The following is a 19,160-nucleotide window of genomic DNA, read 5'->3' on the forward strand; positions in this document are numbered from 1 at the left end:
GCTCCTTTAGAGATTCCGCATGCAAACTTTTTTTATCGCACCCACCGATTTCGGTGTGGGTCTGACCTCCATCAGCCTCGGGCTGGTGCGTACGCTTGAGCGCGCCGGCCTCAAGGTCGGCTTTTTCAAACCGATCGCCCAACCGCATCCGGGTGACACGGGGCCTGAACGCTCCACCGAACTGGTGGCCCGTACCCACGGCCTGAAACCGCCGCAGCCGCTAGGCCTGGCCCATGTCGAGCGCATGCTTGGCGACGGTCAGCTCGATGAGTTACTCGAAGAAATCATTACCCTTTATCAGCAGGCCGCCATCGGCAAGGATGTGCTTGTCGTCGAAGGCATGGTGCCGACGCGCAGCGCCAGTTACGCGGCGCGGGTCAACCTGCACCTGGCCAAGAGCCTCGACGCCGAAGTGATTCTGGTTTCAGCGCCGGAAAACGAAGTGCTGACCGAACTCTCCGGTCGCGTGGAGTTGCAGGCGCAATTGTTTGGCGGCCCGAAAGACCCGAAAGTCCTCGGCGTGATCCTCAACAAGGTCAAGACCGACGAAAGCATGGAAGCCTTCGCCTCGCGCTTGAAAGAACATTCACCGCTGTTGCGCAGCGGCGATTTTCGCCTGTTGGGCTGCATTCCGTTCCAACCGGAGCTGAACGCGCCGCGCACCCGCGACGTCGCCGACCTGATGGGCGCGCAGGTGCTCAACGCTGGCGATTATGAAACCCGGCGCATGACCAACATCATCATCTGCGCGCGCACCATGCGTAACACCGTGGAGCTGCTCAAGCCCGGCGTGCTGGTGGTGACGCCCGGCGATCGCGACGACATCATCCTCGCGGTGAGCCTGGCGGCCATGAACGGCGTACCGCTGGCCGGACTGTTGCTGACCAGCGACACCCTGCCCGACCCGCGCATCATGGACTTGTGCCGTGGTGCCTTGCAGGCCGGTTTGCCGGTGCTGTCGGTGAGTACCGGCTCCTACGACACCGCCAACCTGCTCAATGGCCTGAACAAGGAAATCCCGATCGACGACCGCGAGCGCGCGGAGATCATCACTGACTTCATCGCCAGCCATCTCGATGCCAACTGGTTGCACCAGCGTTGCGGCACGCCACGGGAAATGCGCCTGTCGCCGGCAGTGTTCCGTTATCAACTGATCCAGCGCGCACAGAACGCCAACAAGCGCATCGTCTTGCCCGAAGGCAGCGAGCCGTTGACGGTACAAGCCGCAGCGATCTGCCAGGAGCGCGGGATTGCCCGTTGCGTGCTGCTGGCCAAACCGGCGGACGTGGAAGCCGTGGCCCGTGCCCAAGGCATCGAGTTGCCTCCGGGTCTGGAAATCCTCGACCCGGACCTGATTCGCGAGCGTTACGTCGAGCCGATGGTGGCCCTGCGCAAAAGCAAAAGCCTCAACGCGCCGATGGCCGAGCAGCAACTGGAAGACACCGTGGTGATCGGCACCATGATGCTGGCGCTGGATGAAGTCGACGGACTGGTGTCGGGCGTGATCAACACCACCGCCAACACCATTCGCCCCGCCCTGCAACTGATCAAGACCGCACCGGGCTGCACCCTGGTGTCGTCGGTGTTCTTCATGCTGTTTCCGGAAGAGGTGCTGGTCTACGGCGACTGCGTGATGAACCCGCACCCGAGCGCCAGTGAACTGGCCGAAATCGCCCTGCAAAGCGCCGACTCGGCAGCCGCATTCGGCATTACCCCGCGGGTGGCGATGATCAGCTACTCCAGCGGTGAGTCGGCCAGCGGCGAAGAAGTCGAGAAGGTCCGTGAAGCCACGCTGCTCGCCCATGAACAGCAACATTCACTGCTGATCGACGGCCCGTTGCAGTACGACGCCGCTGCCAATGAAACCGTGGCCCGGCAACTGGCGCCGAACAGTCAGGTGGCCGGTCGCGCCACAGTGTTCGTGTTCCCCGACCTCAACACCGGCAACACCACGCACAAAGCCGTGCAGCGCAGCGCCGACTGCGTCAGCCTCGGCCCGATGCTGCAAGGCCTGCGCAAACCGGTGAACGATTTGCCGCGCGGCGCGCAAGTCGACGACATCGTCTACACCATCGCGTTGACCGCGATCCAGGCAGCCAACCGACCTATGGATGTTTAAATGCTGGATTTCCTACCTGCTCCGCTGCGGGGCGTAATCGCCGCGCTGTTGTTGGCGTTGAACACGATTCTGCTCTGCTCGTTTCTGTTCTGCGTGGCGCTCGTCAAGGTGTTGCCGTTTGCCGTCACCCAGCGTCTCGCGGGTTGGTTGATGAGCCACACCCACGAAGCCTGGATCAGCCTCAACAAGGGCTGGATGAACCTCGTGCGCCGCACACGCTGGCAAATCAGCGGCCTGCAAGGGCTCGACTACAAGCACTCGTACCTGATCACCAGTAACCACCAGAGCTGGGTCGACATTCTGGTGCTGCAATACGTACTCAACCGACGCATCCAGCCGCTGAAGTTCTTTCTCAAACAGGAGCTGATTTGGGTTCCGGTGATTGGACTGGCGTGGTGGGCGCTGGGCTTTCCGTTCATGAAGCGCTATTCCAAGGCGTATCTGGAGAAGCATCCGGAGAAGAAAGGCAAAGACCTGGAAACCACCCGCAAAACCTGCGCGAAGTTTCGCGATAACCCGGTGGGCATTTTCAACTTTGTCGAAGGCACGCGCTTCACCGAGGGCAAGCACAAGCAACAGCAATCGCCATTCAAGCATCTGCTCAAGCCCAAGGCGGGCGGCATCGCCTTCGTTCTCGATGCAATGGGCGAGCAACTGGAGTCGATCGTCAACGTCACCATCCACTACCCGGCCGGCCGCCCGGGTTTCTGGGACTTGCTGTGCGGGAACGTTACGGACGTGGTGGTGCACTTTGAAGAGCTGAAGATTCCGCCGCCATTCATTGGCAAGAATTACGATCAGGATGGCGAGTATCGCCTGCAGTTTCAGGGCTGGATCAATCAGTTGTGGCAGGACAAGGATGCGTTACTGGAGCAGTTGCATCGCGAATACCCAACCAAACGCTAAACCCCTGTGGGAGCTAGCCCTGCTCCCACAGTTGACCGAGTTGGCCCGAATAAAAAAACCCGCCGGATGATCACTCATCGGCGGGTTTTTTATTTACAGCTAAGCCTTAGATCGCGCCACGCTTACGCAGCAGATCCAGCACTTGCTTGACGCCTTCTTCCAGCGACACGGCTTGAGTATCGATCACCAGATCAGCATCCAGCGGCACGTCGTACGGGAAGGACTCGCCCGGGATGTTATCCCCGGCTGCCGCGTACAGGCCTTGCGGGTCACGCTCGGCGCACACAGTCGGCGAAGCCTGGACGTAGACCGTCAGCAGACGCTCCTTGCCGATCAGCTCTCGCGCCTGTTCACGACCTTCGGCACTTGGCGCAACAAACGCAGCGAGGGTCAGCAGACCGGCTTCGTTGAACTGACGCGCAACGTGCGCTGCACGACGCCAGTTCTCGGTACGCCCGGCGCGATCCTGTGGCAGACCTTTGTTCAGGTCATGACGCAGGTTCTGGCCATCAAGCACAAACACTGCACGACCCAGGTCGAACAGCTTGCGCTCAACGGCGTAGGCCAGGGTACTTTTGCCAGCGCCCGACAAGCCGCTGAACAACACGGTGGCGGGTTGCTGGCCGAAGCGCAGGGCGCGCTCTTCGGTAGCGACGTGCGCCAGTTTGCCGTGATGGGTGCTGGTACCATGCGCCAATGGCTGAGCCACGATCATGCCCGCGCCAACGGTGCCGTTGGTGAGGCGGTCAATGATGATGAACGCGCCGGTGGTGCGATTGCTGTCGTAACCGTCGAGGGCAATCGGCGCATCGAGCGCGATCTTGACCTTGCCGATTTCGTTCAGCTGCAACGCGCTGGCCGGGCCTTCTTCAAGGGTGTTGACGTCGACCTTGTTGACGATGCTGGCGATGGAACCCGGCACGTAACTGGTGGCGCGCTTGATGTCGTATTTCTTGCCCGGCAGCATCGGCTCTTCAGCCATCCACACCAGCATCGCTTCGAAGCTGTCGGTCACCGGCGGCACGTTGTCGGCATGCACCAACAGGTCGCCACGGGAGATGTCGATTTCGTCTTCCATGGTCAGCGTGACTGCCTGGCCAGGACCGGCGTGCTCCAGTTCACCTTCGAAGGTGACGATGGATTTCACGCGGCTGCTCTTGCCCGACGGCAACACCACAACTTCGTCACCCTTCTTGACGATGCCGCTGGCCAGGGTGCCGGCGAAACCGCGGAAGTTCAGGTTCGGACGGTTGACGTACTGCACCGGGAAACGCAGGTCGGTGAAGTTGCGGTCGCCCGCGACTTCCACCGTCTCGAGGATTTCCATCAGCGACTGACCGGTGTACCACGGCGAGCGCTCGGACTTGTTCACCACGTTGTCGCCCTTCAACGCCGACATCGGCACGAAGTGCATGCTAGTTGGCTTCAGTTTCAGGCCTTCGGCGAACTTCAGGTAGTCGGCCTTGATCGACTCGAACACGCCCTGGTCGAAGTCCTTGAGGTCCATCTTGTTGATGGCGACAACGATGTGCTTGATGCCCAGTAACGAGGCGATGAAGCTGTGGCGGCGGGTCTGGGTCTGCACGCCGTAACGGGCGTCGACCAGGATGATCGCCAGGTCACAGGTGGACGCACCGGTGGCCATGTTGCGGGTGTACTGCTCATGGCCGGGGGTGTCGGCGATGATGAATTTGCGCTTGGCGGTGGAGAAGTAGCGGTACGCGACATCGATGGTGATGCCTTGCTCACGCTCGGCCTGCAGGCCGTCTACCAGCAATGCCAGGTCGATGTCTTCACCGGTGGTGCCGACTTTTTTCGAGTCGCGGGTAATCGCTTCCAGGTGATCTTCGTAGATCATCTTGGAGTCGTGCAACAGGCGCCCGATCAGGGTGCTCTTGCCGTCGTCGACGTTACCGCAGGTCAAAAAGCGCAGCAGTTCTTTACGTTCGTGCTGGCCCAGGTAGGCGAGGATGTCCTCGCTGATCAAATCAGATGCGTGCGACATAACAACCCCTTAGAAATAACCCTGACGTTTTTTGTCTTCCATGGAGCCGGCGCCATCGTGGTCGATGACACGGCCCTGGCGCTCGGAAGTTCGCGTCAGGAGCATTTCCTGAATGATGTCCGTGAGGCTTTCGGCCTCGGACTCCACCGCGCCCGTCAACGGGTAGCAGCCAAGGGTACGGAAACGCACTTTCTTCTTAACGATGCGGGCTTTGTCTTCATCGCTCAGGTGTTCGAGGATGCGCTCGTCGTCGATCATGATCAGCGTGCCGTTCTTCTCGATGACTTCACGCTCGGCGGCGAAGTACAACGGAACGATCGGGATGCCTTCCAGATAGATGTACTGCCAGATGTCCAGCTCGGTCCAGTTCGACAACGGGAATACGCGGATGGATTCGCCCTTGTTGACCTTGCCGTTGTAGACGTTCCACAGCTCTGGACGCTGGTTTTTCGGGTCCCAGCGGTGCTTGCTGTCGCGGAACGAGTACACGCGCTCTTTGGCACGGGATTTCTCTTCATCGCGACGGGCGCCGCCGAATGCTGCGTCGAAACCATGCTTGTCGAGTGCCTGCTTCAGGCCCTCGGTCTTCATGATGTCAGTGTGCTTGGCACTGCCGTGGGTGAACGGGTTGATGTTCTGCGCCACGCCGTCGGGGTTGATGTGGGTGATCAGGTCCAGGCCCAGCTCGGCGACCATCTTGTCGCGGAAGGCGTACATCTCCTGGAATTTCCAGCGAGTGTCGACGTGCATCACCGGAAATGGCAGCTTGCCGGGGAAGAATGCCTTGCGTGCCAGGTGCAGCATCACGGCGGAGTCTTTACCGATGGAGTACAGCATCACCGGGTTGTCGAACTCGGCTGCCACCTCACGGATGATGTGGATGCTTTCCGCCTCCAGCTGTTTCAGATGCGTCAGTTTGTCGACCATGGCTACTCACGAAATCTTTCTTATGAACGGCCAGCGGGCCGTGTTCGAGCGGGGAATCCTAGCACAGCGACCTCTTCTAATCAGGACACCAACTAGATCGAAAGAGCATATGAATATGCCTGCCTGTTTGGGTTGAACACGGCTCGCTCCTACAGGGATAGCGATTCGTCAGATCGGGTTCGGGCAATCGATGAAGATGTGCTCCAGCGCAAAGCGCCGCGCCAGATAATCCCCCAACGCCTGAACGCCGTAGCGCTCGGTCGCATGGTGACCGGCAGCAATGAAGCTGATGTCGTTTTCCCGGGCGCTGTGGAAGGTTTGCTCCGATGCTTCACCGCTGAGGTACAGATCGACACCCGCCAGCACCGCCTGATCGATGTAGCCCTGGCCACCACCGGTGCACCAGCCGACGCGGCGGATCATTTGGCTGCCTTCAATCAGCAAGGGCTCGCGACCCATGATTTCCTGCACACGGCGGGCGAAATCCCGGGGCGTCACCGGTTCGCTCAAGGAGCCGACCAAGCCGACGATTTTCAGGTTGTCGGGATCGAGCGGGCCTTCGACGGTGATGTCGAGTTGACGCGCCAGTTGCACGTTGTTGCCGACTTCCGGGTGCAAATCCAGCGGCAAGTGATAGCCCAACAGGCTGATGTCGTGCTTGAGCAAGGTCTTCAAGCGACGTTGTTTCATGCCGGTGATGCAGGGGTTTTCGCCCTTCCAGAAGTAACCGTGATGCACCAGCACCAGATCGGCATTGGCTTCCACAGCGGCATCGAGCAAGGCCTGGCTTGCGGTGACGCCACTGACGATGCGCAACACCTGCGGCCGGCCTTCGACTTGCAGGCCGTTGGGGCAGTAATCGGCAATTTTCGAACTGCCGAGGTAACGGTCGGCTTCTTCGACCAGGGTGCTCAGGGCGACGGCCATAAAAGACTCCTAAATATCCCGTTCAGAGGCACGCGCGGCCTCGTATAATGCGCAACATTATGAGCGGTCTCATTCCGCCTGCAACTCTCTCAGGACGTGCTTAATGCTCAAGGCGCTGCGTTTTTCCGGCTGGCCGCTGTTGGCCGGCGTGCTTGTCGCTCTGTTAATCATCCAGCGTTACCCGCAGTGGGTCGGGCTTCCAAGCCTCGACGTCAACCTGCAGCAAGCGCCACAAACCACGAGCATGAAGGAAGGTCCGGTGTCCTATTCGGACGCGGTGACCACCGCCGCGCCGTCGGTGGTGAACCTGTACACCACCAAAGTCATCAACAAACCCAGCCATCCGCTGTTTGAAGATCCGCAGTTCCGACGCTTCTTCGGCGATAACTCGCCCAAGCAGAAACGCATGGAATCGAGCCTCGGCTCCGGCGTGATCATGAGCCCGGAAGGCTACATCCTGACCAACAACCACGTGACCAGCGGTGCCGACCAGATTGTGGTGGCCCTCAAGGACGGTCGTGAAACCCTGGCTCGCGTGATCGGCAGCGACCCGGAAACCGACCTCGCGGTGCTGAAGATCGACTTGAAGAACCTACCGTCGATCACCGTCGGCCGTTCCGACAACATTCGCATCGGCGATGTTGCACTGGCTATCGGCAACCCGTTTGGCGTAGGCCAGACCGTGACCATGGGCATCATCAGCGCCACCGGGCGTAATCAGCTGGGCCTGAACAACTACGAAGACTTCATCCAGACCGACGCCGCGATCAACCCCGGCAACTCCGGCGGCGCGTTGGTGGATGCCAATGGCAACCTGACCGGCATCAACACGGCGATCTTCTCCAAGTCCGGCGGCTCCCAGGGCATCGGCTTCGCCATTCCGGTCAAACTGGCCATGGAAGTAATGAAGTCGATCATCGAACACGGCCAGGTGATTCGCGGCTGGCTCGGCATTGAAGTGCAACCGTTGACTCAGGAACTGGCGGAGTCCTTTGGCCTGTCTGGGCGTCCGGGCATCGTGGTGGCCGGGATTTTCCGCGACGGTCCGGCGCAGAAAGCCGGCCTGCAATTGGGCGACGTGATTCTTGCCATCGATGGCGAACCGGCCGGCGACGGGCGACGCTCGATGAACCAGGTGGCGCGGATCAAACCGACCGACAAGGTCACGATTCAGGTCATGCGCAATGGCAAGGAGCTTAAGCTCACGGCAGAAATCGGCCTGCGTCCACCGCCCGCGCCGGTGAAGGAAAAAGAAGAGAACTAAGTTCGGCCCGAGAATGCCTGGCCATTAGCAGGCATTCTCATTAGGCATGTTATATTGTTTCAATTCTAGCAATTGGAACAACATAACATGTCGTCTCGAATAAAGGCCTCCGTGGCAAGTCTTGCCCTTGGGCTATTGGGCGAACCGGCCCTTGCCGAAGAATCCCAAGCTCTGCAGCTGGACGCCATCAGCGTCACTTCCGACTACGAATCCCCCACCGGCCCGGTCGAGGGTTATCGCGCCACTCGCTCCGCCAGCGCGACCAAAACCGACACCGCGATTCGCGACATCCCGCAATCGATCAGCGTGATTCCCGTCAGCGTACTCAACGACCTGGGCAGCACCAGCGTCGAACGCGCGCTGGACTTTGCCGGCGGCGTGTCGAAGCAGAACAACTTCGGCGGCCTGACGCTGTACGAGTACAGCGTGCGCGGCTTCACCACGTCGGAGTTCTACAAGGACGGTTTCAGCGCCAACCGCGGCTATCCGAGCTCGCCGGACGTGGCGAATATCGAGCGCATCGAAGTGCTCAAAGGCCCGGCTGCCAGCCTTTATGGCCGAGGTGATCCGGGCGGCACCGTGAACATCGTCACAAAAAAACCTCAGCCCGAAGCCTTCGCCACCCTGCAATCCAGCGCCGGCAGTTGGGATCGCTACCGCACGGCGCTGGACGTCAACACACCACTGGATGACGAAGGCAACGTACTGTCGCGGGTCAACCTAGCCATCGAGGACAACCACAGCTTGCGCGATCACGTCGACAGCCAGCGGGTGTTCGTCGCACCCACGTTCAGTTGGCAACTCAATCCCGACACACGCCTGCTGGTGGAAAGCGAATTCGTTCGCCACAGCTCGACCTTCGATCGCGGCATCGTCGCGCCGAATAACACCTGGAGCGGCGTTTCCCGTTCGACCTTCCTCGGCGAACCCAACGACGGCAACATCGACAACCACAACAACCTGCTGCAAGCCGCCCTCGAACATCAGCTCAACGACCGTTGGCAGCTGCGTCTGGCGAGCCATTACAAGGAAGGCAAACTTTGGGGTTTCGCCTCGGAGTCGCGCCCGTTGAATGCCGATGGCCACACCGTCAACCGCCGCTATCGCGAGCGCGACAACAACTGGCACGACAGCATTACCCAACTGGAACTGCGCGGTTTTTTCGACACCGGCACCTTGCAGCACGAACTGCTGATCGGCAGCGAATACGAGAACTACCGCAAGGATGAACGGGTCACGACCATCGCTGGCAGCCCCTACGCCATCGACATTGACCAACCCGTTTATGACCAGCCGAAACCCAACGGCGCACGCTCCGGCACGGACTTCTTCGAACACGTCGAAAGCCACGCGCTGAACCTGCAAGACCAGATCATCTTCACCGAGAAACTGCGGGGCATGCTCGGCGCGCGCTTCGAACATTTCGAGCAAAGCATCGACGATCACACCCGCGGTGCCACCAGCCGCCAACGCCACGACGCCCTGACCCAACGCGCCGGTTTGCTCTATCAACTGACGCCTGAAGTGGGCCTGTTCGCCAACGCCTCCACCTCATTCAAACCGAACAACGGACTGGACGCTGCGGGTAAATCCTTCGACCCGGAAGAAGGCGTCGGCTACGAAGTCGGGATCAAGAGCGAGCTGTTCGACGGGCGCTTGAGCAGCACCTTCGCCGCCTTCCATATCGAAAAGGATAACGTCCTCGCCCTCGATCCTGGCACCGACACCAGCCGTGCCATGGGCAAGGCGCGCAGCCAGGGATTCGATCTGCAAGTCGCCGGGCAAGTGACCGATGCGGTACGGGTGATCGGTGCCTTCGCCTACATCGACGCCGAGGTGACACAAGGCGACAAGGTCATTCCCACCGGCAGCCGCATTCTCGGCGTGGCCAAACGCAGCGGCAGTTTGCTGGGTGTTTATGAATTTCAGGACGGTCGACTGCGCGGATCAGATGTGGGTGCCGCGTTCACTTACGTCGGTGATCGCTCGGGTGAAGCCGGCACAGACTTCGAACTGCCGTCCTACCACACCGTCGACCTGCTGGCTCATTACAAGGCCAGCGACAACGTCACGGTGGGCCTGAACCTGAACAACCTTTTCGACGAGAAATACTTCGAGCGCGCCTACAGCAATTACTGGGTCAACCCCGGCGAGCCGCGCAATTTCACCGTCAGCCTGACACTCACTCTGTAACAGGACGTCCCCATGCACCCTCTCAAACCCTTGACGCTGCTCGGCTTGCTGTTCGCCACTGAGGTCTCGGCCCACGGTCTGTGGACCGAACAGCGTCGCGGCAACATCGAAGTGATTTACGGCCACGGCGCCGAAGACAATGCCTTCAAGGCCCGGAAAATCAGCGGTGCCTGGGCCTATGACACCAATGGGAAAATGATTCCGGTGACGGTCCAGCGACTGGCCGATCACGCCCGCTTGCAACCGCTGAAGCCTCCAGCGGTACTCGCGGTAGCCCTGAACAATGGCATGTGGTCGCAAACCGCCGACAAGAAATGGATCAACGAAGGACGCAGCAAAGTGCCGGGCGTGATCGAGTCGACCCAGACTTTCAAATACAGTCTGGCGATTTATCAACCGGGGGCGAAGCTGCCCAAGCTTGATCAATTGAAGTTACTGATTCTGCCGGAGGTCGATCCGCTGACCGTTGGGCCAGGCAAATCATTGCCAGTGCAGGTGCTGCTGGATGGCAAACCGGCGGCGGGCGTGAAGTTGGTGGGCGACTATCGCAACGCGCCGAACACCTTGAGCACCGAAACCGATGCCAACGGCCGGGCGCAGGTGCTGGTGCGTAACGAAGGGTTGAACGTGATTTCGGCGCAGGTGGAAGTGCCGGTGAAGGACAGCGCTGACGTGAGCAGTCGCGGGTTGTTCAGTTCACTGACGTTTTTGGGCGAACCGCATCACGAATAACCCACAGACCTTGCAGGAGTGAGCCTGCTCGCGATGAGACCATGACATTCAACTGTGATGTTGAATGCTGGACCGCGATCGCAAGCAGGCTCGCTCCTACAGGATTTGCCGTGTTTTAGAGATCGCCTAACCCGTCGATCAACGCCTGATTCTGCTCTGGCGTGCCGATGCTGATCCGCAAGAACTGCGCAATCCGTTCCTGCTTGAAGTGCCGGACGATCACGCCTTGTTCACGCAACTTCGCCGCAAGCCCCGCCGCATCGTGCTGAGGGTGACGGGCGAAAATGAAGTTCGCCGCCGACGGCAGTACTTCAAAGCCCTTCACTTCCAACTGCGCAACGACCTTCTCGCGATTCTCGATCACCAACCGGCAAGTCTTGTCAAAGTACTCGCGATCCTCGAACGCAGCAGCGGCGCCGACATTCGCCATGCGATCCAGAGGATAAGAGTTGAAGCTGTTCTTGATCCGCTCCAGCGCCTCGATCAGGTCCGGGTGCCCAACCGCCAGACCAACTCGTAGCCCCGCCAGGGAGCGAGACTTGGACAACGTCTGCGTGACCAGCAGGTTCGGATAACGGTCCACCAGCGCGATCGCGGTTTCACCGCCGAAGTCGATGTACGCCTCGTCGACCACCACCACCGAATCCGGACTGGCCTTGAGGATTTTCTCAACAGCCTCCAGCGCCAGCAGGCAACCGGTCGGTGCGTTAGGGTTGGGGAAGATGATTCCGCCGTTCGGCTTGGCATAGTCCGCCGGGTCGATCTGGAACTGTTCATCCAGCGGCACCGCGTCGAACTTGATGCCGTACAACCCGCAGTAAACCGGGTAGAAGCTGTAGCTGATGTCCGGGAACAACAGCGGCTGATCGTGCTGCAGCAACCCGTGGAAGATGTGCGCCAGCACTTCATCGGAACCGTTGCCGAGGAACACCTGATTGGTTTGCACGCCGTAGTATTTGGCGACAGCGTTCTTTAGCAGATCGCTGTTCGGATCGGGGTACAAGCGCAGGTTGTCATTGAGTTCGGTTTGCATCGCAGCCAAGGCTTTAGGCGATGGGCCGTACGGGTTTTCGTTGGTGTTGAGTTTCACCAATTTCGCCAGTTTCGGCTGCTCACCCGGGACGTAAGGCACCAGATTCTTGACGAACGGGCTCCAGAATTTACTCATGTTCAGTTTCCCTTTTGTTCATCGACGATACGGTATTCAGCGCTACGGGCGTGGGCGGTCAGCGACTCGCCTCGGGCCAGCACGGAAGCAGTCTTGCCCAGAACGGACGCGCCTTGCTCGGAACAGAAAATGATCGACGAGCGTTTCTGGAAATCGTACACACCCAACGGCGAAGAGAAACGCGCCGTGCCGGAAGTCGGTAACACGTGGTTCGGGCCGGCGCAGTAATCACCCAGGGCTTCGGACGTGTGACGGCCCATGAAAATCGCGCCGGCGTGGCGGATCTGCGGCAGCCAGGCGTGCGGATCGGCAACCGACAACTCCAGGTGTTCCGGCGCGATGCGGTTGGCCACTTCGATGGCTTGTTCCATATCGCGGACCTTGATCAATGCCCCACGGCCATTGATCGAGGTTTCGATGATTGCGGCGCGTTCCATGGTCGGCATCAGTTTGGCGATGCTGGCCGCGACCTTGTCGAGGAATTCGGCGTCCGGGCTGACCAGGATCGCCTGGGCGTCTTCGTCGTGTTCGGCCTGGGAGAACAGGTCCATGGCGATCCAGTCCGGATCGGTCTGGCCGTCGCACACCACGAGGATTTCAGACGGACCGGCGATCATGTCGATACCGACCTGACCAAACACGTGGCGCTTGGCGGTGGCCACATAAATATTGCCCGGACCGACCACTTTATCGACCTGCGGGACGCTTTCGGTGCCATAGGCCAAAGCAGCGACCGCTTGCGCGCCACCGATGGTGAATACGCGGTCGACACCAGCGATGCAGGCGGCGGCCAGCACCAGTTCGTTGATTTCACCGCGCGGGGTCGGTACCACCATAACCACTTCGGTTACGCCCGCGACCTTGGCCGGAATCGCGTTCATCAATACCGACGACGGATACGACGCCTTGCCGCCCGGCACATACAGACCGGCGCGGTCCAGCGGCGTGACCTTCTGGCCCAGCACGGTGCCGTCGGCCTCGGTGTAGCTCCAGGAGTCCTGTTTCTGTTTTTCGTGGTAGCTGCGCACGCGCGCGGCGGCGACTTCCAGGGCTTCACGCTGAGGCACGGAGATGCGCGTCAGCGCCAGCTCCAGGCGCTCGCGCGGCAGGATCAGGTCGGCCATGGACTTCACATCCAGAGCGTCGAACTGGCGGGTAAAGTCCACCAGCGCCGCATCGCCACGCTCGCGCACAGCCTTGATGATGTCCAGCACGCGCTGATTGACCGAGTCGTCAGACACACTTTCCCAGCTCAGCAGATGATCCAGATGATGCGCGAAATCCGGGTCAGCAGCGTTGAGTCGGCGAATTGCAGTCAGTGCGGTCATAGCGAGAGCCTCATAGGAATGGCAAAAAACTCAGGCGCCCGAAGCTAACATTCGATCCGCTTGGGCACCTGAGAATTCTGGCTATGAGGCGGATAGACGGCGCGACTTAAAGTCGCGCAAGTGAATCAGCCGCGGTGTCGAGACTCCACTGCCTTGCGCAGGGTGTCGATCAACGCCTGGATACGGGCGTGCTGCATTTTCATGGACGCTTTGTTGACGATCAGCCGGGAGCTGATGTCCGCAATGAAATCCTGTGGCTCCAGGCCATTGGCCCGCAGCGTGTTACCGGTGTCGACCACGTCGATGATTTTGTCGGCCAGACCGATCAGCGGCGCCAGCTCCATCGAGCCATAGAGCTTGATGATGTCAACCTGACGGCCTTGTTCGGCGTAGTAGCGCTTGGCAACGTTGACGAACTTGGTGGCGATGCGCAGGCGACCCTTGGGCTCGACCGCGCCGACCTTACCGGCTGTCATCAGCTTGCACCGGGCAATTTGCAGGTCCAGAGGCTCGTACAGACCCTGGCCGCCGTATTCCATCAGCACGTCTTTACCGGCGACACCGAGGTCGGCGGCACCATGCTCGACATAGGTCGGCACGTCGGTGGCACGCACGATCAGCAGGCGTACATCTTCCTGGGTCGTGGGAATGATCAGCTTGCGGCTCTTGTCCGGATTCTCGGTCGGCACGATGCCCGCTTCAGCCAGAAGCGGCAGGGTGTCGTCGAGGATGCGGCCCTTGGACAGTGCGATGGTCAACATGGGAAACGTCAGTCCTTATCAAGGTACTCATGCCCGGTCGCAAATGGCGCCGGACACACATCGAGCCGGAAACCGGCTCGACTTCAACAAATCAACGGGCATGTCCTTATGCCCATGCAGCAGGTACTAGCCCGGAACGCGACGGATCTTGGCGCCCAGCATCTGCAGTTTCTCTTCGATGCACTCGTAACCACGGTCGATGTGGTAGATGCGGTCGATCAAGGTGTCGCCTTCGGCGATCAGTGCCGAAATGACCAGACTGGCCGAAGCACGCAGGTCGGTTGCCATCACTGGCGCGCCCTTGAGCTTTTCGGTACCGGTGACGATGGCGGTGTTGCCTTCGACCTGGATCTTGGCGCCCATGCGGTGCAGTTCGTAAACGTGCATGAAGCGGTTTTCGAAGATCGTCTCGATCACTGCACCCGTGCCTTCGGCAATGGCGTTGAGGGAGATGAACTGCGCCTGCATGTCGGTCGGGAACGCCGGGTACGGAGCGGTGCGCACGTTGACGGCTTTTGGCCGCTTGCCGTGCATGTTCAGCTCGATCCAGTCATTACCGCAGGTGATTTCGGCGCCTGCTTCGCGAAGCTTTTCCAGAACGGCTTCGAGGATGGTCGGATCGGTGTCCTTGACCTTCACTCGGCCGCCGGTCACGGCAGCGGCGACCAGGTAGGTACCGGTTTCGATACGGTCCGGCATCACCTTGTAAGTGGTGGTGTGCAGACGCTCAACGCCATCGATCGTGATGGTATCGGTACCGGCGCCGGAAACCTTGGCGCCCATGGCGTTCAGGAAGTTCGCCAGGTCGACCACTTCAGGTTCGCGCGCGGCATTGGCCAGAACGCTACGGCCCTTGGCCAGAGCAGCGGCCATCATGATGTTTTCGGTACCGGTCACGCTGACGGTATCGAAGAAGAAGTGCGCACCGCGCAGGCCGCCTTCAGGCGCCTTGGCCTTGATGTAGCCGCCTTCGACGTCAATGACCGCGCCCATGGCTTCCAGGCCACGGATGTGCAGGTCAACCGGACGCGAACCGATGGCGCAACCGCCAGGCAGTGCGACTTCGGCTTCACCGAAACGGGCAACCATCGGCCCCAGTACCAGGATCGACGCACGCATGGTTTTAACCAGTTCGTACGGAGCGATCAGGGTCTTGATGGTGCGCGGGTCGATTTCGACGGCGAGTTTCTCGTCGATCACCGGCTCGATCCCCATGCGACCGAACAATTCGATCATGGTGGTGATGTCGTGCAGGTGCGGCAGGTTGGCAACGGTTACCGGACCGTCGCACAGCAGCGTGGCCGCCAGGATCGGCAGGGCAGAGTTCTTTGCCCCGGAGATGCGGATTTCGCCGTCAAGACGAGCACCGCCAGTAATAATCAATTTATCCATAAGAATCTCGACGCCCTTGGGCTCAGGTGCGCTCGGCCCAGGCCGCGCTGCTGAAAAATTTCATAGTGACCGCATGGATGCTGCCATCGGTGATCCATGGGTTCAAATGGGCATAGACCTGCTGCTGACGCTTGACCGGGCTCAATGCCGCCAGTTCATCGCTAATCAAATTCAGCTGGAAATTGCAGCCTTCGCCCTCAACTTCTACTTGGGTTCCTGGCAGCTTTCCTTCAAGGAAGCTCTTCACTTCTACGGCCTGCATGCTCAACCTCAATCGGCGCCCTGTGCGCGCGGGTCGGACATCATACAAAAAAGCCCCGCGCCTGCGAACCCCGGGAAGCAGGACTCTGACGGGGGGCTTCTTTATAGATGCGGGTTAGGGATGCGCCAACAACTCGGTCAGCTCACTGACCTGAGCGATTTCGCGCATGTCTTCTGGCATCCCGCGGATGCTCAGCGCCTTGCCGGTCGCTTGGGCATCGCGCATGAAGCACAACAGCAACGACAGCCCGACGCTGCTGGATTTCTCCACTGCCGAACAATCGACCACCACTGCCGCAGCCTTGCTGGCCTTGATCAGCGCCTGACCCTGCTCACGCAGGGCCGGGCCGGTGCGGTAGTCCAGCACGCCGCTGAGCCGCAACTCGCCGGCTTCGTCCATCCGGACTGCCGATTCACTCATTGGGTTTGTTTCTCGGGGGAGTTTTCAGCGGTTTCCTTGGCTTTGGCGACTTCCCCGGCCCAACCGTTGATGGTCTTGTCCAAGTCGTTGCCATTGCGCTGCATGGCGTCAGCGAACTGATCGCGGAACAGCTTGCCAATGTTGATGCCGTTGATGATGACGTTACGCAGCTTCCATTCGCCAGCGACCTTTTCCAGGGTGTAAGACACTGGATAGACCGCGCCATTGCTGCCCTTGACCGTCATGCCGACGCTGGTGCGGTCGCCTGACTCGTCCTTGGCCGGGTCAACGGTAATGCCCTGGTTGTTGTATTCGAGCAAGGCGTTGCCATAGAACTGGAACAGGCCCTTCTTGAAGTTTTCTTCAAAGGTTTTCATCTGCGCAGGCGTGGCTTTGCGCGAGTACTTGACCGTCATGATGCTTTTGGAAATGCCCTCGGCATCCACGACAGGTCCGACAATACTGTTCAGCGCCGCGTAAAAATCCGTCGGGTTCTGCTTGTACTTCTCTTTGTTGGCCGCCAGGTCGGCCAGCATCCGATTGGTGGTGTCCTGTACCAGTTCGTGCGCAGAAGTAGGCGCCGCCACGGCGTTAGCCATCAACGGCAAGGCCGCGAGTAATACCAACAGGCCACGTCGCAAGGTGGAGATCATTTACAAATTCCTCATTTGGCGTCTTTGCTAACGGTATTGAGAAGGAACTTACCGATCAGGTCCTCGAGCACCAGCGACGACTGGGTGTCATGGATGGTCCCGCCATCCTTGAGCAGAGCTTCTTCGCCGCCCACGCTGATACCGATGTACTTCTCGCCCAACAGTCCAGCGGTCAGGATAGATGCAGTGGAGTCGGCCGGCAGATTATCTACGCGCTTTTCCAGCTGCATGGTCACTCGACCGGTGAAACTGTCGCGGTCCAGATCGATCGCCGTGACCTTGCCGATGGTCACACCGGCCATGGTCACTTTAGCTCTGACCGTCAAACCGGCGATATTGTCGAAATACGCATAAAGTTTATAAGTGTCGGTGCTCGGGCTCGGCGACAGGCCACTGACCCGTAGCGCCAGCAGCAGCAAAGCCAGGATGCCAGCCAGCAAGAAAAGGCCGACACCGATTTCCAGGGTGCGGTTTTGCATCAGAAATCTCCAAACATCAAGGCGGTCAGAATAAAGTCCAGGCCGAGCACTGCCAACGAGGCATACACAACGGTCTTGGTAGTGGCACGACTGATCCCCTCGGAAGTGGGTTCGCAGTCATAGCCTTGGAATACGGCGATCCAGGTCACAACGAAGGCAAAGACCATGCTTTTGATGATGCCGTTGAGCACATCGTCGGCAAAGGTCACGCTGTTCTGCATGTTTGACCAGTAGGAACCTTCATAGACACCCAGCCAGTCGACGGCCACCCACGAGCCGCCCCAGATGCCCACCACGCTGAAAATCATCGCCAGCACCGGCAGGGAAATGAAGCCGGCCCACAGGCGCGGGGCAATGATGTACTTGAGCGGGTCGACACCGATCATTTCCAGACTGGACAGCTGCTCGGTGGATTTCATGTTGCCGATTTCGGCCGTTAATGCCGAACCGGCACGCCCGGCGAACAGCAAAGCGGTCACTACCGGCCCCAGTTCACGCAACAGGGTCAGCGCCACCATCTGCCCGACCGCCTGCTCCGAGCCATAGCTGGACAGGATGTTGAACCCTTGCAGCGCCAGCACCATACCGATGAAAACCCCGGAAACCACAATAATCACCAGGGACATCACGCCCACGGAATGCAGCTGCTTGACCAGCAACCCGAAACCGCCGCCGATACCGCCGCGGCCGAGCAAGGCATGAAACAGGAACAGTGCCGAGCGCCCGAACACCGCCAGCACGTCGATGCCTGCCTGGCCGAACCGGCGTACGCGTTCTATTAATGAAATTCTGCGCATCAGCGCTTCCCCAGAAGATCTGCGCGGTAATCCGTCGCTGGAAAGTGGTAGGCAACCGGCCCATCGGGTTCGCCGGTCATGAACTGACGAATGCGCGGCTCGTCCGAATTCATCAGCTCATCAGGAGTCCCCTGCCCCAACACCTGCCCGTCGCCCACGACATAGATGTAATCGGCAATGCTCGCGGTTTCGGCCAAGTCGTGGGAAACCACGATACTGGTGATCCCCAGTGCATCGTTGAGCAGGCGAATCAGACGCACCAACACGCCCATGGCGATAGGGTCCTGGCCGACAAAGGGCTCGTCGTACATGAGGATTTGGGGATCGAGCGCAATCGCCCGCGCCAGTGCGACACGACGCTTCATGCCGCCGGACAGTTCGTCGGGCATCAGGTCGATGGCACCACGCAAACCCACGGCCTGCAATTTGAGCAGGACGATGTCACGGATCATTTCCTCGGGCAGTTCGGTGTGAACGCGCAATGGAAAGGCCACGTTCTCGAATACATCGAGATCGGTAAACAGTGCGCCACTTTGAAACAGCACGCCCATGTGCTTGCGGGCATCGAACAGATCGCTGCGCGAGAGCTTCGGCAGGTTCTGACCGTTGACCCAGACTTCGCCGCTGGTGGGCCGCAACTGTGCGCCCATCAACCGCAACAGCGTTGTCTTGCCACACCCGGAAGGTCCCATGATGCCGGTGACCTTGCCGCGGGGAATACGGATATCGACGTTATTGAAAATGCTGCGCGCACCGCGCTTGAAGGACAGTCCCTTCAGCTCGACCGCGTAGGCGTTATCGGCACTCATCTAAACTCCTTGCGATGC

At 59.8% G+C, this 19,160-nt stretch carries 18 protein-coding genes; 5 read left to right on the forward strand and 13 right to left on the reverse strand.

What is annotated here, in order from left to right:
• The first annotated feature begins 19 nt into the window (after window positions 1-19).
• Window positions 20-2,119 (forward strand): phosphate acetyltransferase, encoded by a 2,100-nt coding sequence (pta, locus tag ACNYC6_RS09075; RefSeq protein ID WP_419712015.1) that lies wholly within the window; start codon window positions 20-22, stop codon window positions 2,117-2,119.
• On the forward strand, window positions 2,120-3,025 hold the full coding sequence (locus ACNYC6_RS09080; protein WP_419712016.1) for an acyltransferase: 906 nt from the start codon (window positions 2,120-2,122) through the stop codon (window positions 3,023-3,025).
• Between the two features lie 106 nt (window positions 3,026-3,131).
• Here the strand turns inward: ACNYC6_RS09080 and cysN are convergent, their stop codons facing one another.
• From cysN to ACNYC6_RS09095, 3 genes are all read right to left on the reverse strand, one after another.
• A complete protein-coding gene (cysN, locus tag ACNYC6_RS09085; RefSeq protein ID WP_419712017.1) occupies window positions 3,132-5,030 on the reverse strand; it encodes a sulfate adenylyltransferase subunit CysN in 1,899 nt (632 codons plus the stop codon).
• A 9-nt stretch (window positions 5,031-5,039) separates the two neighbouring features.
• Entirely contained in the window at window positions 5,040-5,957 is a 918-nt protein-coding gene (cysD, locus tag ACNYC6_RS09090; RefSeq protein ID WP_116580974.1) for a sulfate adenylyltransferase subunit CysD, read from the reverse strand.
• A 168-nt stretch (window positions 5,958-6,125) separates the two neighbouring features.
• Window positions 6,126-6,884: a Nif3-like dinuclear metal center hexameric protein gene (locus tag ACNYC6_RS09095; RefSeq protein WP_419712018.1), complete on the reverse strand. Its 759-nt coding sequence runs from the start codon at window positions 6,882-6,884 to the stop codon at window positions 6,126-6,128.
• 103 nt (window positions 6,885-6,987) lie between these two features.
• Between ACNYC6_RS09095 and algW the strand changes: the two genes are divergently transcribed.
• The 3 genes from algW to ACNYC6_RS09110 all read left to right on the forward strand — a co-directional run bounded on the left by algW (window position 6,988) and on the right by ACNYC6_RS09110 (window position 11,073).
• Entirely contained in the window at window positions 6,988-8,148 is a 1,161-nt protein-coding gene (algW, locus tag ACNYC6_RS09100; RefSeq protein WP_419712019.1) for a Do family serine endopeptidase AlgW, read from the forward strand.
• Window positions 8,149-8,235: 87 nt separating this feature from the next.
• Window positions 8,236-10,341: a TonB-dependent siderophore receptor gene (locus tag ACNYC6_RS09105; protein WP_419712020.1), complete on the forward strand. Its 2,106-nt coding sequence runs from the start codon at window positions 8,236-8,238 to the stop codon at window positions 10,339-10,341.
• A gap of 12 nt (window positions 10,342-10,353) precedes the next feature.
• Window positions 10,354-11,073, forward strand: a complete 720-nt coding sequence (locus ACNYC6_RS09110; protein WP_419712021.1) for a DUF4198 domain-containing protein — start codon at window positions 10,354-10,356, stop codon at window positions 11,071-11,073.
• 115 nt (window positions 11,074-11,188) lie between these two features.
• Here the strand turns inward: ACNYC6_RS09110 and hisC are convergent, their stop codons facing one another.
• The 10 genes from hisC to ACNYC6_RS09160 all read right to left on the reverse strand — a co-directional run bounded on the left by hisC (window position 11,189) and on the right by ACNYC6_RS09160 (window position 19,142).
• Window positions 11,189-12,241, reverse strand: a complete 1,053-nt coding sequence (gene hisC, locus ACNYC6_RS09115; protein WP_419712022.1) for a histidinol-phosphate transaminase — start codon at window positions 12,239-12,241, stop codon at window positions 11,189-11,191.
• Between the two features lie 2 nt (window positions 12,242-12,243).
• The gene (gene hisD / locus ACNYC6_RS09120; protein ID WP_419712023.1) at window positions 12,244-13,569 is read right to left on the reverse strand and encodes a histidinol dehydrogenase; all 1,326 of its coding nucleotides are present in this window, start codon (window positions 13,567-13,569) and stop codon (window positions 12,244-12,246) included.
• A 125-nt stretch (window positions 13,570-13,694) separates the two neighbouring features.
• A complete protein-coding gene (gene hisG / locus ACNYC6_RS09125; protein ID WP_419712024.1) occupies window positions 13,695-14,330 on the reverse strand; it encodes an ATP phosphoribosyltransferase in 636 nt (211 codons plus the stop codon).
• Between the two features lie 126 nt (window positions 14,331-14,456).
• Complete coding sequence (gene murA / locus ACNYC6_RS09130) at window positions 14,457-15,722, reverse strand: UDP-N-acetylglucosamine 1-carboxyvinyltransferase (protein WP_034147088.1); 1,266 nt, start codon at window positions 15,720-15,722, stop codon at window positions 14,457-14,459.
• A gap of 22 nt (window positions 15,723-15,744) precedes the next feature.
• Window positions 15,745-15,984 (reverse strand): BolA family protein, encoded by a 240-nt coding sequence (locus tag ACNYC6_RS09135; RefSeq protein WP_338584735.1) that lies wholly within the window; start codon window positions 15,982-15,984, stop codon window positions 15,745-15,747.
• Window positions 15,985-16,098: 114 nt separating this feature from the next.
• Window positions 16,099-16,404 carry an STAS domain-containing protein gene (locus ACNYC6_RS09140; protein WP_419712025.1) on the reverse strand — a complete coding sequence of 102 codons (306 nt, stop codon included), beginning with the start codon at window positions 16,402-16,404 and terminating at the stop codon, window positions 16,099-16,101.
• Complete coding sequence (locus ACNYC6_RS09145) at window positions 16,401-17,057, reverse strand: MlaC/ttg2D family ABC transporter substrate-binding protein (protein WP_419712026.1); 657 nt, start codon at window positions 17,055-17,057, stop codon at window positions 16,401-16,403. The genes ACNYC6_RS09140 and ACNYC6_RS09145 overlap by 4 nt, the downstream gene beginning before the upstream one ends.
• Window positions 17,058-17,068: 11 nt before the next feature.
• Window positions 17,069-17,536 (reverse strand): outer membrane lipid asymmetry maintenance protein MlaD, encoded by a 468-nt coding sequence (gene mlaD, locus ACNYC6_RS09150; RefSeq protein WP_046026814.1) that lies wholly within the window; start codon window positions 17,534-17,536, stop codon window positions 17,069-17,071.
• Window positions 17,536-18,333: a lipid asymmetry maintenance ABC transporter permease subunit MlaE gene (gene mlaE, locus ACNYC6_RS09155; RefSeq protein WP_419712027.1), complete on the reverse strand. Its 798-nt coding sequence runs from the start codon at window positions 18,331-18,333 to the stop codon at window positions 17,536-17,538. Before mlaE ends, mlaD begins: the two co-directional genes overlap by 1 nt.
• Window positions 18,333-19,142, reverse strand: coding sequence for an ATP-binding cassette domain-containing protein (locus ACNYC6_RS09160; RefSeq protein ID WP_338584730.1), 810 nt, complete (start codon window positions 19,140-19,142; stop codon window positions 18,333-18,335). The genes mlaE and ACNYC6_RS09160 overlap by 1 nt, the downstream gene beginning before the upstream one ends.
• Between the last annotated feature and the right edge of the window lie 18 nt (window positions 19,143-19,160).

The organism is Pseudomonas sp. NFX224, from assembly GCF_048565165.1.
GTDB lineage: Bacteria > Pseudomonadota > Gammaproteobacteria > Pseudomonadales > Pseudomonadaceae > Aquipseudomonas.

Bases quoted from the DNA above. Each gene is read 5' to 3' on its own strand.
- ACNYC6_RS09160 (WP_338584730.1), bottom strand. From the start codon at position 19,142: ATGAGTGCCGATAACGCCTACGCGGTCGAGCTGAAGGGACTGTCCTTC.
- ACNYC6_RS09110 (WP_419712021.1), top strand. From the start codon at position 10,354: ATGCACCCTCTCAAACCCTTGACGCTGCTCGGCTTGCTGTTCGCCACT.
- mlaD (WP_046026814.1), bottom strand. From the start codon at position 17,536: ATGCAAAACCGCACCCTGGAAATCGGTGTCGGCCTTTTCTTGCTGGCT.
- ACNYC6_RS09095 (WP_419712018.1), bottom strand. From the start codon at position 6,884: ATGGCCGTCGCCCTGAGCACCCTGGTCGAAGAAGCCGACCGTTACCTC.
- cysD (WP_116580974.1), bottom strand. From the start codon at position 5,957: ATGGTCGACAAACTGACGCATCTGAAACAGCTGGAGGCGGAAAGCATC.
- mlaE (WP_419712027.1), bottom strand. From the start codon at position 18,333: ATGCGCAGAATTTCATTAATAGAACGCGTACGCCGGTTCGGCCAGGCA.
- ACNYC6_RS09140 (WP_419712025.1), bottom strand. From the start codon at position 16,404: ATGAGTGAATCGGCAGTCCGGATGGACGAAGCCGGCGAGTTGCGGCTC.
- hisG (WP_419712024.1), bottom strand. From the start codon at position 14,330: ATGTTGACCATCGCACTGTCCAAGGGCCGCATCCTCGACGACACCCTG.
- murA (WP_034147088.1), bottom strand. From the start codon at position 15,722: ATGGATAAATTGATTATTACTGGCGGTGCTCGTCTTGACGGCGAAATC.
- pta (WP_419712015.1), top strand. From the start codon at position 20: ATGCAAACTTTTTTTATCGCACCCACCGATTTCGGTGTGGGTCTGACC.
- hisC (WP_419712022.1), bottom strand. From the start codon at position 12,241: ATGAGTAAATTCTGGAGCCCGTTCGTCAAGAATCTGGTGCCTTACGTC.
- cysN (WP_419712017.1), bottom strand. From the start codon at position 5,030: ATGTCGCACGCATCTGATTTGATCAGCGAGGACATCCTCGCCTACCTG.
- hisD (WP_419712023.1), bottom strand. From the start codon at position 13,569: ATGACCGCACTGACTGCAATTCGCCGACTCAACGCTGCTGACCCGGAT.
- ACNYC6_RS09145 (WP_419712026.1), bottom strand. From the start codon at position 17,057: ATGATCTCCACCTTGCGACGTGGCCTGTTGGTATTACTCGCGGCCTTG.
- ACNYC6_RS09080 (WP_419712016.1), top strand. From the start codon at position 2,120: ATGCTGGATTTCCTACCTGCTCCGCTGCGGGGCGTAATCGCCGCGCTG.
- algW (WP_419712019.1), top strand. From the start codon at position 6,988: ATGCTCAAGGCGCTGCGTTTTTCCGGCTGGCCGCTGTTGGCCGGCGTG.
- ACNYC6_RS09105 (WP_419712020.1), top strand. From the start codon at position 8,236: ATGTCGTCTCGAATAAAGGCCTCCGTGGCAAGTCTTGCCCTTGGGCTA.
- ACNYC6_RS09135 (WP_338584735.1), bottom strand. From the start codon at position 15,984: ATGCAGGCCGTAGAAGTGAAGAGCTTCCTTGAAGGAAAGCTGCCAGGA.